Source organism: Lentimonas sp. CC4, assembly GCF_902728235.1.
Taxonomy (GTDB): Bacteria; Verrucomicrobiota; Verrucomicrobiia; order Opitutales; family Coraliomargaritaceae; genus Lentimonas.
On sequence record NZ_CACVBO010000001.1, the window covers coordinates 938,142 to 952,480 of the forward strand.

General features: G+C 49.3%; 10 protein-coding genes. All 10 read right to left on the bottom strand.

Annotated elements, in window-relative coordinates; all coding sequences use genetic code 11:
• Window positions 1-23: 23 nt before the first annotated feature.
• Window positions 24-1,070: a DUF354 domain-containing protein gene (locus GZZ87_RS04150; RefSeq protein ID WP_162026294.1), complete on the bottom strand. Its 1,047-nt coding sequence runs from the start codon at window positions 1,068-1,070 to the stop codon at window positions 24-26.
• Entirely contained in the window at window positions 1,067-2,713 is a 1,647-nt protein-coding gene (locus GZZ87_RS04155) for a glycosyltransferase family 39 protein (protein ID WP_162026293.1), read from the bottom strand. The genes GZZ87_RS04150 and GZZ87_RS04155 overlap by 4 nt, the downstream gene beginning before the upstream one ends.
• Window positions 2,698-4,842, bottom strand: a complete 2,145-nt coding sequence (locus tag GZZ87_RS04160) for a sulfatase (RefSeq protein ID WP_162026292.1) — start codon at window positions 4,840-4,842, stop codon at window positions 2,698-2,700. Before GZZ87_RS04160 ends, GZZ87_RS04155 begins: the two co-directional genes overlap by 16 nt.
• A complete protein-coding gene (locus GZZ87_RS04165) occupies window positions 4,832-6,694 on the bottom strand; it encodes a glycosyltransferase family 39 protein (RefSeq protein WP_162051193.1) in 1,863 nt (620 codons plus the stop codon). The genes GZZ87_RS04160 and GZZ87_RS04165 overlap by 11 nt, the downstream gene beginning before the upstream one ends.
• A 17-nt stretch (window positions 6,695-6,711) precedes the next feature.
• Window positions 6,712-8,232 carry a glycosyltransferase family 39 protein gene (locus tag GZZ87_RS04170; RefSeq protein ID WP_162026289.1) on the bottom strand — a complete coding sequence of 507 codons (1,521 nt, stop codon included), beginning with the start codon at window positions 8,230-8,232 and terminating at the stop codon, window positions 6,712-6,714.
• A gap of 263 nt (window positions 8,233-8,495) precedes the next feature.
• Entirely contained in the window at window positions 8,496-10,319 is a 1,824-nt protein-coding gene (locus GZZ87_RS04175; RefSeq protein ID WP_162026288.1) for a glycosyltransferase family 39 protein, read from the bottom strand.
• Window positions 10,320-10,393: 74 nt separating this feature from the next.
• Entirely contained in the window at window positions 10,394-10,756 is a 363-nt protein-coding gene (locus tag GZZ87_RS04180; RefSeq protein ID WP_162026287.1) for a prepilin-type N-terminal cleavage/methylation domain-containing protein, read from the bottom strand.
• Between the two features lie 184 nt (window positions 10,757-10,940).
• Entirely contained in the window at window positions 10,941-11,963 is a 1,023-nt protein-coding gene (locus tag GZZ87_RS04185; protein ID WP_162026286.1) for a PIN domain-containing protein, read from the bottom strand.
• A 21-nt stretch (window positions 11,964-11,984) separates the two neighbouring features.
• Entirely contained in the window at window positions 11,985-12,128 is a 144-nt protein-coding gene (locus tag GZZ87_RS04190) for a hypothetical protein (protein ID WP_162026285.1), read from the bottom strand.
• A 261-nt stretch (window positions 12,129-12,389) separates the two neighbouring features.
• Window positions 12,390-14,078 (bottom strand): SUMF1/EgtB/PvdO family nonheme iron enzyme, encoded by a 1,689-nt coding sequence (locus GZZ87_RS04195; RefSeq protein WP_162026284.1) that lies wholly within the window; start codon window positions 14,076-14,078, stop codon window positions 12,390-12,392.
• Window positions 14,079-14,339 lie beyond the last annotated feature (261 nt).

Here is a 14,339-nt window from a genome sequence, read left to right on the forward strand (position 1 = left end):
TACAACGCGCAAAAACTATAGCGTTAGTAGTGACTCTCCGACGATCCGCGCAACAACACCTTCACGACGAAATCCACTAGATTTGGGCACTTAGCAAGTAAGCGTTCAGCAGCGACTTGATGTTGGTGCAATACCACCTCACTCAGGCTCTGAATCATCTCTTGCGCACAAGCCATACCAAGAGTGACATCGCTAAAGCCTCGAACCAATCCATACTCCTGTTCGAGTAGATTCAGATAACCACGAGGCTCTGTATTATTAATATACACGGTCGACACCCCCAAGCACGCGGCTTCGCTAGCTGTCGATGCACCCTCGGTCAAAACAAAGGCTGCGTGCGCCAAAACCGCATGGAAATCCTCAGGTCGCAGCGGCATCGCATAGCGCTTCAACGAGTCAGGTAATTCTGATTCTTCAGCGGAAATGATGATACGATAGGACTCGGGGACTGCGTCAATAAATCCCTGTAGATTCGAGCCAAAACCAGCATGACCAATATCATGCAAGGTGTTCCATGCAGACATACGAATCAAAATATAACGCTGTGGATGCAATCCAGGGTAGCGCATGAAACAAGTCCCCGAAGAACGGTCAAACTCACGACCTAAAAAGAGCAGTTCATGCATCCCATCATACTTAATCTGCCTTGGGCCCAGCTCTTTATAAAAACATTCTGGAGTATAAATCTCATCTGCAAAGGGGTGTGCAATCCGGTGATTGAAATGCTGAAATTCAGAATCTGTAAATATCAGATTACGCACACCAAGTAACTTCGCGCTCTGCGTATAACTGCCCATCAAGCTCGCCACCACATCAGGCTGAAAACGACGAATCGCCTTCGCTACCGTCCACTGCCGCTGTAGCATTTCAACCATCGGGAATTTATTTTTCCCTGTCTTACGTTTTGGAATCTCAGAAGGAATCCAATCATAGACTTCCAATAATCGACGCATCACATCGCGATCACGACCAATCATCAGAACCTCATGCCCACGCTCGATCAGTTCACGAACTGGATATTTCCAGAAGTGAATGTGCGCAGGATGATGTGCCTCAAGTAAGATTCTCATGGTATGGGCTCAGTCTTTAATTCGAAAACGAAACATAGCGGCACCCCTTGACGCTCGACCACATGTAAGACTTCCGCTTCTGGATAAGCCTGATGCAGGTTAAAGCGAGTCACAGAGACAAAGAAATCTGCACCGTCGCGTTCTTTAGACATTTCAAATCGTTCCGGATTCAGGTGCTCCTGCAACATCCATCTAGAATAGCGAAGGTGCACTTTGAAAATTCGCCTGCCGCCCGGATCGAGCGTTTCCACATATTCATTCAACCACTCAGCCGCTTCCTTATGCGAGAGCCCCCAGTAGTCCGTTTCATCGCGCGTGTAGGCAGCAGGTAAACCTCCGCTCATTCGGTTAAAATAGAGATACTGATATGGGTGCAATGCGACCATATCAGCCACAACAAAGAGCACGGCGACTCCAACGCCCCCTTGTAATACCAATGCAAGGTAGCGCTTACCACTTTGACTGGCCTTCCGAATCAACCACTCCAGTGCTAAGGCACAGGCACATGCCATAGGCGGCAAGATGAACAAATAGTGCCGCATCCCATCGTAAAGTGTCGGATCTTTATATAGTAAATAAGCCAATGGAAACAATACCGCGAACACTGGCACGGCGCGTGACAGCAGCGCTGCCGCGCTCGGCCAACCTGCTCCACGAGCATAGCTGACGAGGCGTGATACCCCTAAAACGATTGCCGACAAAAATAACAATTGCAGCGAGACGGGCACCGTAAGCATCAACCAATATGGGATATAGTAGATCGGGAGATCCTGCGCGTCCCAGAAATGCCCATCCATCAGCACGCGCCCTCCCCAGCCATAACTCTGCACGGTCTCCAGCGCATCCCCTGCCCCAGCAAATGGATTGACATGCAAGGTCGGCCAAAAAATCAGCAGCACAGCCAACGCTACCAACCCCGAGACCGCACCTCGTAAAGCCCACACTCCGACATCGGAAAGCACTTCACGCACATCGATTGCTTGGCCTCGCACCGCTGCGCCACCATACTTCGCAATTAAAAAGAGTGCGATAAACAGCCCGAAATAACAGAGCACCAAAAAACCCGCAATACGCGCGGACAGCGCCAATCCCGCGGCAAGACCAATCGCAATGACATATCGCCACGCTGGCTTCGGCAGACGCGACAAAAGCGACACAACTGCCCACACGCCCAGCGCATACATGCCGGCAAGTGGAATATCCTTGGGGTTAAAGAACATATGGCCGTAGTAACGCGGCACTGTCGCCAACAGTAATAGACCGAAAAAACCAGCCCGTTCACCACCGATACGTGCAGTGACCCGCCAAATCGACAGCAACCCAATCAGCCCAAAACAGAAACTCCAGATATGCCCTTTCTGACTGCGAGTGCCCAATTCGGGGAAAGCTTCGTGCACAATCGCCAAGGGCAAATCAAATAGCCCTGAGTAGCTACTCGTTTGAGCACTGACGCCCTTTCCCGAGACGAGATCGGAATAATAGGCTAATTGTGAATCGCCCCCTTTAAAGCGAAATGGCTCATCCCACGACATTCCGTAATCGCCAACAGTGACAGTTCCTACGCAAAGGATCGCAGAGAAAAGCACGACCGACCAAAGGCACCAGCGTGAGCGGGGTATCAAACTCTTTAATTTAAAGGACATAGGGATGGGCTAGAATAGCTAGGTGCGAAAAATCGAGTGTAACGCTCCGTATTACGATAATAATCGATCTGGTGAGACGCCCAGGTTTCAAGTAATGACTGCAACTCAAGCCCACACTCACTCTCAGAATTTTGTGGATTCAGCTCGCCCGGATCCACAAGCAGGTTGAACAAATGCACACCTCCGGTATCCCAGTCATACATGAGCTTATGACTTGGGGTGACGACAGCTAACTGCTTAAGCGCCGGCGACTGGCACACCAGAGGTGCCCAAGTCCGTTCTTGCGTTCCAACGAGGCTGAGTCCTTGAAACCCTGAATACGCTGGCAAGCCTGCAAGATCTAGCACTGTAGGCGCTATATCCACATGCTGTGATAAACGATCCTCAACCCCTGTTCGCGAAAGTGCCCCCCCCGACAACACCAAGGGAGTCCGCACCACCTCATCAAACAGGTCCCTAGCGTGTCCCGAAAATCCATGCTCACGAAACGCCTGCCCCGTATCGCCAGTTACGACCAAAAGTGTGTTCGCCCATGCACCTGTCTTCTTCAACTCAGCAACCAAACGGCCAATATGCTGATCGACATAATATAAACTATCTCGATAACGAGGCCTGACATAAGGAATCACCTCTGCTGGCAAATTCAAAAAATTTAATTCACCTGTATCAAACTCCGCTCCAAATGGACGTGGTTTCGATTCCGGGAAATAGTAAGGATAATGACTTCCTTGCAGGTTTATATATGCAAAGAATGGACTGGAATCTGCCTCCATCCATTTGAGTGCGACATCCACGGTATCACGATCAAACCCCTTTCCTCTATTAAGTTGAAACGCTCGCGTCAAGTAACGCTCACCAGCACTCAGGTCACCCGCATGATAAAACACATCCAAACGATCTGAATGTAGATAATTCAACATGCCTCCCCAGTTCTCATTCTGAGATGAAAAAATCCCGGTGCGACTCCCCATCACATTCAATAAATCATACAGCCGCGGTCTAGGATAATGGGCCTGATTCGGGTATACATGAATGATTGATTCCCACAATGGATAGACTCCAGAAATGACGGAGATATCCGCGTAGCTGGAATGACTCGAACTGCTGTAATGATTGTTAAATAATAAACCATCCGCGATCAATGCCTCCAAATTCGGCATCGTCGGCTCTGCCACACCTACCGCATTTACCTCATCTGCTCGCAAAGATTCGACCAGAAGAATAATTACATTGGGGCAACTAAAATCCTCTCCCGACACGACTTGAACGAGCTTCGAATAATCCTCCAAATCGATTCGTTCGGAATAAGACGCCCGTAGAACGGACTCATCTGGAACAAAAATCCGCCCCTGTCGTTTCGATGGTAGTATCAACGAAGTCCAAGGCCCAGAGCGACTCAAGAGTAAGCCTTCAACATAATCCTCGACCGTTGAGGTGAGCACCGATGGATCACGGCTCGACAAACGAAGTCGCCCGACTTCAGAACCCTTAATTTCCAAAATAGCCCAAGGGGGGTTCAAAAACAAAAAGAGAGCAAATGAAGCAACACCAGCACCACTCAGAATCGCTCGCATGCGAACTGAAAGCCGCCTCATCACCATAGGAATCCAAAAAATAAGAATTAAATACAGAGACACACTCACGAAAAACAGCACAAGCAATCCTATCGGTGAAAACTGTAGCGCATGCTCAAACAGATGGACTGGGGACTTTAAATAAAACAAGCAGGAATCGAGACTAGGAAAACGCCCAGAATACGAGTAATGCACCCAACCGAAGATAATCGACAATAAGAACAGCAGTCCGAATGCCCTGAAACAGATACGGGAAACAAAACCTATACCTTTTTGTAAAGAAGCGCTGAGCTCTGAATACCCGAGAGCTCCTGTAATGGCCAACGGCAACAACACTGGAAACGCCATGATCGTCTCTAAAGATAGAAGCTGCCTGAAGAATAGATCCCCAACTGCGACATCTGCAGACATAGCCCCCTCTAAGCAGATGGCGAGCAAAGCCGTGACTCCCCAATACATCCAAATCGGAACCATCAGCCACCAAGCACAATCAATGATACATCGAACAAATCTATGGTCATTAGACTCTAATACACCTGTTGGTTTAAATTTCATTAAAAAATAATATCTGCTTCATACTCGACCCTCCTTCATACGAGGGATCTTGCCCCTGCCCCGAGGGGCCTACCAGATTCAATGCCTCTGCGCTCGACCTAGATCCAAACTCGACAACACCACGCCGCCACAGCAACCGCGCCGAGCTCAAGTCACCTTGTCGCCAAGCAATCACTCCACGGATAAATAGGATTGCTCCGCCTTCAGGAATCTCACCCATGTCAGCCAGCTCTAAATCACGCCACAAGACGACGCTTGCTTCTCGATTGCCCTGAAGAAACAGATTCATCCACAGATTGAATAGGCTTACCACTTGAATACGCTTCGCTTCCGCACGGGCAGGATCTCTAACCAATACCGCCTCAGCATAGCGCAGCGCCTCAGCATCTTCGCCCAACTTCGCACTCGCACTTGCTAGCAATAACTCATCCTGAATAAAACTAGCATCATCACGCGCATCAAAAAAGTTACTATAGACGCACACCGCTCCCAGCAGGCATCCGGCCCCCACAAGCATCCAGGCACGTCGACGAGATTGATACCATTCACGCCACGGCAGGACTGTCCACCCTCCGCAGAGCACTGCCAACAACGGCACCAACGGCAATCGGAAGCGGGCACTCGCAAAGAATATCAGCACCCCGGCGGCATACGCCAATCCAAGCAAACCCAGCGAAAGAAACACACCGCGCCGAGCCTTCGAATAGCCTAAAAGCCCACAAAACACTCCGCACAGCAACAGCATGCCCCACCCCAGCGGGTTCCACTGCAACAATAAGAACCGATCCTTATGATACGCATAGGTTAAATTATTATACTGTTCCCAATCGTTAAACAGGTAAACGACTTTCTTGCCCATCAAGCCGATCCAACGGACAGGATCGTCGGCAATTTCTCGAAACAGCTGCGCTCGCCAATACGAAGACATCGCACCGACATCCAGCTCCGCATCGGGCCCGAGTGCTTTACGATAAAGATATTCAGACTCCATGCGTGTCGTATTCATCCCAGCCGGCACCTGATCAAATGCAACGCGCTGCTTATAAAACTTACCATTCGCGCCCTCACGATTCGCTGCATACAGATTGTATGCGCCCTGCCACGGTAGAATACGGAACTCACCTGACTGCCGTAGATTCCAAGCACCTTGCCCGATCAAAGTGAGAAGTAGGGCTCCTCCGATCAAACAAGCAGAGCCGCATGCTCGCCCCGTAGGCTGTCTTGATACATATACCTGCAGAATCGGAAGCAATGGCAGCAATAACACTGCAGGCAGGAAATTAGGCCGAGCCAAAACCGCTAGCCCTCCAAGCACACCACAAAGTATAGCAAGGAACAAAGCACGCCAACGAACCTGAGCCGCACCGCTGCGTAAGAACAAAACAACCGAGCCTAAGAAGAGAGACAGCGCAAAGGTGAGATCCAAGACCTGCACCGAAAAATAAAGTGCGACCGGATAGGCCGCATAGAGCAATCCTGCCACCCAAGCAGCCAGACGACTCTTCCACAATCGCTCTGCGAGACACCCGACTAAAAAACCATTCATAAAATGGCACAACAACCCAAAAAATGAAACCAGCCAAAGGCTCCCTTGCGGAAAGAACGAGAGCACCCAAGGATACAGCAGCGCGCGATAAAGCGGCTCAACTGGAACCTGACCTGCCGCGATCAACTCAGCCCACGCCAGATTTTCACGCCCATCTAACACTGGCGAACGGCCCAAAGAATCCACTAGAAACTCGAGACAAAAGCCACACCCGTAAACAAGCACGGCAAGCACAATCAAACTACGAATCCACACGTATCTTTGAGCATAACCGCTTTCACGAAGAGATTGCTTAACAGCGTTCATATTTTCTCAAAAAACAATCACTCACTTCGGTGTGCTCCCTTCAATCGATACAACCTGGTCAATTCAAATGGCCTAAAACTCATCTCTTCAACCAATTCAAAAGATACAAGCGACAACAGCTCCTCCTCTGCGGGCGATTTATATCTAAATTCATTTGAACGATAATCATAACGCGCCACCAAATAGACAGAATCAAAATTATCAAATTTAAACACTCCCCCATCCATTGGCAACACCTCTAGTGCCTGAGCCGGCGCAATCGAAGATTGGTCATACAACAACCATTTCAGATTAAACTCATCGATCATTAAGCATTTCCCTGAAAACAGCTCCGCTTGAGCACGAAACAGCCAGCGCTTTTCACGAACCATATAGTTCCTCTCCGAAAAGACTGCCTTTGCGTTACTCGGAAATGAAACAGTCACAATAAAGCAAGTAAGTAGAATAAAGACAGTGCGCCACAAGGACTTCCACTTACTCGCAAACACGCCAACCGCCAAGACCGTCAAACATACCAACAACAGATGAAACGGCAGTGCATACCTAGAAACAAAAGGAGAATCCAAACGACTCGCATGAAAGGACAGTAAAACAAGCAGATGAAACGATAAACTGACACCAAAGATAAGCACCGTAATCCAGGCGGGATCATGCCGCCAATACGTCCTCAACTGCTTGTTGTGTGAACATACAAAAAAACCAATCAACGCAATCAACCCTGCAATACTCAAGAAAATCGAATTCGAGAGCGCCGGATCAATTCCAAAGAAATAGTAGATCGCATGCGGAAAGTTGACGGCGATATTTTCAATCGAAAATGGCTGAACTCCCTTCCGAGCAATCTCCCAAGACGACTCGGTATTCGTGTATATTTTATTTTGCAATAGGACAAACAACAACATCGGAAGCACCATCACTGTCACCCAAGGGAGCTTAACTGCACGCACTTGAACCCAACCGATCATGATAACAGCCACGATCGGAAACAAAAACAGAATCGATTCATAGCGCGCATACGAAAGCAACACCCCCAGCAACAGCAAACAACCAGCCTTCTGCACATTCGGAGATTTCAAATAAACAACAGAGATGCAGAGAACCATCTGCAATAACGATAAGTTGACCAACTCCATTCCCGCTCCAGATGCGTTCTGAGCCAGTAAAGGTAAACTGGCCCACAGTAATACTGCCAACCAGCCACCGGCTCGACTGTAACACTGAAAACCAAAGATATAGGCCAGCCCCAACAAAAAGATCCCTGCGAGCACATTCACTAAAAATGGGTTAAAGTAATTAAACCCTAAAATATCATGCGCACAGGCAACCACGAACGGATATAACCATGGTCGCTTATCGACTCGCGTGTTGAACAATTCAAAGTCACCTCCCACATCAACTCCGACAGAACCATACGAAAGCTCTCTCGCCTCATGTAACTGCTTGGCCGTTGAAGCCAACAAATACTCATCCGCTACTATTTTATAATCAAATTTTGCATGATTCAACACACACAACACACCCACAAAAACGGCTAACACAAAGGAGAGTGCTTCAACTCGGCACCTCGCCCGAGACCACCAATCAGCACCACGCAACAAGCGACTACAATAATACCCAAAAACCACGCAGATACTCAACAGAACGTGATACCCCAAATATCGAATCAGCTGACCTGCAAAAGCATCCGAACAATACAATATGAACAACAACGACAGTGCGCACGAAACTAGCACGCCAGTAATTTTAAGATACAAATGATCTCCCTGAATACTCTCTAAAAAGACTTTTAAACGATTTGTTCTCACGGTAGCGCTTTTGCATATACGGTAAAGGCCTGATTCAGCCCCTGTGCCTCATCATCGTCCACATCCAAAGAAATCCTGGGAATGTCCTCTAGCCTAACTTCGAGGAGTCGAGCCATTCGAATCTCAACTCCATCCACCAGAGACTCAGAATCAATGACTTCCAACTCAAACCGATCATTTAACAGAGGCTCTAACAACACCTCATCCTCACCTAAAGTTTCCACATTGGTATATACAAAATAGATATCCGAAAATGTTCTGAGTCGGTCATGTAACTCAATTCGATCCGGATGCGCCAAGACAAACTTTGGTATGGTTCCAGATACTTGTTCAGCGATTGGAATGAGATGGCTACTCGTCACAAACAGTGGGTTCTCAGACGCTGACGACCGAACTTTCTCACGCAACCACGCCGCCCCCTGGGGTGTAGCATGTTTCAAAAAGTTACTGCGTGCACACAGTGGCCACGTATACGAAACAAACAAGCACGCAGGCAGTAAGAGCAGATAAGCCCCGCCCCGCGATTCTGCAACAATCAGACGCGCAGCTACCACAGTAAGCACAATTTGAAAAAATACATATGGCAACGCAATGCGAGATGCCACGATATCGTCCAATTGCCCCCAATAGTAACACATCAGCAGCAAAAAATTAACCACCGCGATTAAAATGAAATATCCTAGATGACTGGACAGTAACCAATCGAATTGCCGTCGAACAGCAGCAGGCCGCACGCAGGAATAACAAAGCAGTAGCGCGACAGACCCCACGAAGCACACAGAGACAATCATACTCCCAGGAATCGTGTCATTCATAGAAAAGAAGAAGCGCCACGCGTGCCCTAAATTATCTCCAAAAAATGAAAGCGCGAACGGATCCTCCCCGGTCTCAGCATTCAACTGCCACAAGCCCTCGTGAAAGGTCTCACGCAATAACGCAACTGGCAACATAAGCAACGGAGCCACAATCGAAAGACGACTCAAAAACACACCGCGCGATCGAATCCAACTCGCCACAAACACCAAGGCCACCGCACACACATACAGCGATGATTCGTAGCGAGTCTGCGCCAATAACACTGCCAAAAGTATCAGTAAGTTCATCCGAGCAAACGATGGCGCACGTGAATAAACAAGTGCTGCCAACACTGTCGCAACCAGCATCACTAGGTTCAGGAAATCAAACCCGCCACTGGCAACAACCATTGCCAGCAGCGGAACCGTCAAAAACAACAAACACGAAAAATAGCCTCCCCACTTCGGCCAGACCATAGCACCCAGCGCATAGAGTAATATAAAAAATACAGGCACCAACAATCCATTCAGCAGCACTCCATTCATCGAGTCGTATCCCACGATATCATGCAGTAAACTAACCAAAAAGGGATAAAAATAGGGACGCTTATCTACATAGCCCCCAAGCAAATCAAAAATGCCGTTGATTTCGTAGGCCTTTGATACCGTCAACACCTGATTGTGATGATGCATTTGCAACGACGTCGCCGCTAATACGGGCTCATCCATCACGATCTTATACTCACGCGGCTGCATCGATATTAAAATCAACGAAGCGACCACAATAAACAGACCTGGCACACACAAACGACGAACCAAGCTCGAAACATCACAAGCCTTAGACTCTTTGAAGCAGACGACCAAAGACGCAACTAGGCCGACAAATGTGCCCAACATCAACCAGTAACCACAATGCTTCACCAGCCAAATGGCTGTCGTCGTTTCCACTCCCCAAACAAGCATTGCAGCTGCACCGGCAGCACACACGCACAGCGCAATCAAACGGATAACAGGAGTTCGACACATAAAAAAAGTTGCTACCTCTGCTGAGGTAGCAACTTTGAATCTTAAAATAAAGATAAAACGATTAGCAGTTCAGACTAAAAGTCGATCGACAATGTGGTGCTTGCGCTCACGGATGAAGGCACGCCATTTGCCAAAATCGGAGAGCCTGAGCTGATGCTCGCGTCATATGTCTCATTTGCAACAGACTTAAACGCCTTCAAGTAACCATTATCAGCATTCGCCAATTCGGCACTTAAGACTTCTTCAAGACCTTGTTCCAAGAAATATTGGTCAGCAGCGGATGCCAACTGACGCAAGTTGTTGGAGATGGCACTCTTTTGAGAAGCTGCGCGAACCTTTTGGAAGGCTGGGATCGCCATAGCGGCGAGAAGACCGATGATGACCACAACGATCATGATTTCAACGAGTGTGAATCCTTTTTTGCTTTTGTTTTGCATGATGATATTCCTTTTTGTGTTATTATTTATTATATATCCACTGGGGAGAACCCGAGCAGGTTAGCAATAAGAAGACACAGTGGCATGGAACTCAAGTAAAAGCGGCTACGGCGCAACGCTTTAACAGTTTTTTAGCGCGACTCTAATCAGCCCGATAAACGCCCCTTAAGAGAGCGCCAAGCACCTATGCATCAATGCCCGAGGGACGATACGTCGCAAATATCATCTTCCCCCCGGCAGACGGCACCACCGAATCGACCTCCACGCGCACTTCTTGCCCAATCTGCGAGCTGCCGCCATTGACCACCAGCATCGAGCCATCGGGTAAATAACCGATCGCTTGCCCGGCATCCTTACCTGCGCGCACCAGCTCGACACTCACTCGCGTCCCGATAGAGATCTCTTGGTTCAGCGCTTTCACCAACGAGGTGACATTCAGCCACTCCACCCCATGAAACTCTGCCATCTTCGCCAAGTTATAGTCCGTAGTCAGCAGTTTCGCTTTCATCGACACGGCAAGAAACACCAATTTCGAATCCACCGCCCGCTCATCGGGAACATCACTTTCATGGATGCGCAGATCTAAGTGCGGCATCTTACGCAAACGGTTTAGCACATCTAAGCCCTTACGTCCCTTCTCTTTACGAACTGGGTCCGAGGAATCCGCGATTGCCTGTAGCTCATCTAACACAAAGCGTGGAATTAGCAACGCATGCCCCATCCACTTACTCTCACAAATCGGCGCAACCCGCCCGTCAATCAAGGCACTCGTATCAACAACGACCAAGGGCGTCTCAACATTTTCCGAGCTGAAGCGCACATACGGAATGACTAAGTTAAATTCATCCCGACCTCGAAGGGCAATCACGGTAGCCAGATACATGGAAATCACATACAATGCTAAACGAGAAAGATACAGCATCTGCGCGAGCTCAGGATCTCCTTCCAAGGGCTCAAACAGCGGAGACGTGCCTAAGAGATAGGCGACCCCGCCCCCCACAATCAGGCCAAAGGTAATAGCGGAGAGGCCACGCAAGGAAAAACCCTCCAACATAAGATCGATCAATATCACGAGAACCGCGATCCCCATCCCTACAGACAGAACGGACAAAAAGCTCCAATCGCCCACCTGATACGACATCAACGCACAGCCCAAAAAGCTGATCAGCAGAAAGAAGATGCGGAAAATTAACAGAGTTTTCTTCATGTAAAAATAAGGGACCGAATTTTAGAAACGCAGCGCCCCTGTCAGCCAAGCGGCCACAAAGGGAAGCACCATAAACAAGAGCATCAGGATCGTGATGATCGATTGTGCCCGACTGGCCTTCTTTTGCAAATCAGCGTCGTCGCACGCTTTTTCTAATTCCTTCATACCTCGCATGTTGGCAGAAGCCACCAACGAGACGCAACCCAAACCTTACCAGCGCCTAGGCTATTTACCTCAATTCTAGAGTCAGGAGTGAGGAGTCAGGAGGGAGTCATTGGTAATCAGCGGCTTAGAGTGCCGCCGCGTGCCGCCGACCGAGCGCAGCGACACTTAACCGAAGGGCGAAGCCATTTGGCTAAATTCAAAGACATAATAAAGCACTGAGGTTCAACTCCTGACTACTGGCTTCTAACTTCTTTTTTTTAATTAATCCACGACGACCACGACCCGGAATCCGGTCAATCGATTACGCTCACCTCGCGGTGCACTGCGCACCGGCACGGTAAAAATCGCTTCAATACGGTCTTGCGCGTGCCCCCCGATATGGCGCGCATCCTCGGAGTCAAACCGGTCAACCGACTCTAACCACTCACTGACATTCCCCAAAAGATCGTAAAACCCGCTCGTAAACGGCTCCTTCTGGCCTACTGGTTGCGCCACACCATCGGCATCCGAAACACTCCAAACATGATCTTCGAGCACCACATAGCGCAGTGGCCCCAAGGCTTGGCGAAACTCATTCTCAGTCGGCAGGCGCACTTCCTTACCCACGATCCATGAGAGCCGCTCGCAAAAGCTCTTCGCTTCCGTCCAGCTCACTGAATCCACCGGATTCACATCGCCTTGATTACGGCTCGGATTCGTGCCCATGATTAAATTATACAGTGCTTGAGGCACCTCCGTTCGTAGCATCTGTATGCCCTCGGTCTCTGGGACTGGAAGGAGTGCATCATACACACGATCCTGAATGTAACCGAGATCGTTCTGCACCAAATTCAAATACCGCACCTTGACCTGGAGCTCCTCGTCATTGAGCGAACTGCGCGGGAAGGCCTCTTCCATCTGCTTAATATCACGGCGCAGCGCCACAATGACCTCAGCCGCCTCATAAGTGCGACGCTCTGAAAGTAGACGCTTCAGCAAGTCACGGTTCTTCTCGATCTCCAAGCCCAGCTCAAAACTTTGCGCGGTCTGGCCCTTTCGCTGAAATTCTGTGACACGCTCAGACGACGCATACGGGCTATCCGGAAATGCCTCATTTAACTGCTTCTGCAAACGCGCCACTTCTTTATATAGATCCGCAGCCTGGAGCATTTCGCCCTTCGCACGACTCGCATCCGCCAAGTCCGCCATTTCTTCAATCTCTAGGTGATCCTGCCCTGACTCCATGCCAACGAGCTTCACCTTTAGACGTTCCAATCTGGAAACACTTGACTGGTTTGTGCCACGATACTCACGGTTCAGCCGCTGCTGGATCTTCATCGCCTGCTTCAATAAATCCGTAGCAGGCTCCCACTCGTTCTTCGCGATAAAGACATCTGCATCTTCCTCCAGTTGCATACTCTCTCGTAACAAAGGTTCGGCCGCAAGATAACGTGCCTGCCGCTGCAAGCGCGTCGCGCGTCCGATATTATAAGCCGCACTCAGCGGAAAATCCTCGTTAATCGTTTGTTGAGATTCAAAGGCCTCCTGATACTTATCCCGCGCCTCCTCATACTTTCGGTCATTCGCCAAGGCCTGCGCCTCTGACTCCAGCTCAACGCTCACGTCCTGCAAATGCTCCGCAGACAGACTCTGATAGCGCTTCTCTAAATTCTCTAAGCGCTGCGAAGCCTCCGAATTATAGCCGGGGATCGATTCCACATACTGAGCCTGCAGATCAAACGCACGCTTCAACAGCAACACATCCTCTGGCGTTGCAGGTCGAAGCGCCAGAATTTCCTCAAACTGAGCTTCCAACTCGATACTTTGCTTGCGCATCGCTTGAGCCTCCACAGACACCTCCGTCTTTGTGTTAAGCGTCCGGTAGTCCACCTCCTTTGGTCCAAGCTGACTCAAGAACCAAAACAGAGCCAATACGCCCGCACATCCCAAGAAAATGAACAACGTGAGCATGAAGCGCTTAAGCCCACTAGTTTCGTGGGATCGACGAGGCGGGGAGGACTTCTTCAAATGAACCATAAATAAATTGGAGCTGGCACTGTAAAAACGGTCTGCCTAAATGAACCCGCCGCCTGCACTGCCGCAAGGCTAAAGGCGTAACTTGTTGCTTGTTGCTTGTTGCTTGTTGAACGCAAAGCGCCAGCGCGCACAATCAATAATCAACAACTGCATCTCGCGACTTTGCGCCCAACGGACAATTGACAAGACTCGACT

What these genes read in the sequence shown, in the direction of transcription:
- GZZ87_RS04180 (WP_162026287.1), bottom strand. Translation starts at nt 10,756, where the DNA reads ATGCAAAACAAAAGCAAAAAAGGATTCACACTCGTTGAAATCATGATC.
- GZZ87_RS04190 (WP_162026285.1), bottom strand. Translation starts at nt 12,128, where the DNA reads ATGAAGGAATTAGAAAAAGCGTGCGACGACGCTGATTTGCAAAAGAAG.
- GZZ87_RS04185 (WP_162026286.1), bottom strand. Translation starts at nt 11,963, where the DNA reads ATGAAGAAAACTCTGTTAATTTTCCGCATCTTCTTTCTGCTGATCAGC.
- GZZ87_RS04175 (WP_162026288.1), bottom strand. Translation starts at nt 10,319, where the DNA reads ATGTGTCGAACTCCTGTTATCCGTTTGATTGCGCTGTGCGTGTGTGCT.
- GZZ87_RS04150 (WP_162026294.1), bottom strand. Translation starts at nt 1,070, where the DNA reads ATGAGAATCTTACTTGAGGCACATCATCCTGCGCACATTCACTTCTGG.
- GZZ87_RS04155 (WP_162026293.1), bottom strand. Translation starts at nt 2,713, where the DNA reads ATGTCCTTTAAATTAAAGAGTTTGATACCCCGCTCACGCTGGTGCCTT.
- GZZ87_RS04195 (WP_162026284.1), bottom strand. Translation starts at nt 14,078, where the DNA reads ATGCTCACGTTGTTCATTTTCTTGGGATGTGCGGGCGTATTGGCTCTG.
- GZZ87_RS04165 (WP_162051193.1), bottom strand. Translation starts at nt 6,694, where the DNA reads ATGAACGCTGTTAAGCAATCTCTTCGTGAAAGCGGTTATGCTCAAAGA.
- GZZ87_RS04160 (WP_162026292.1), bottom strand. Translation starts at nt 4,842, where the DNA reads ATGAAATTTAAACCAACAGGTGTATTAGAGTCTAATGACCATAGATTT.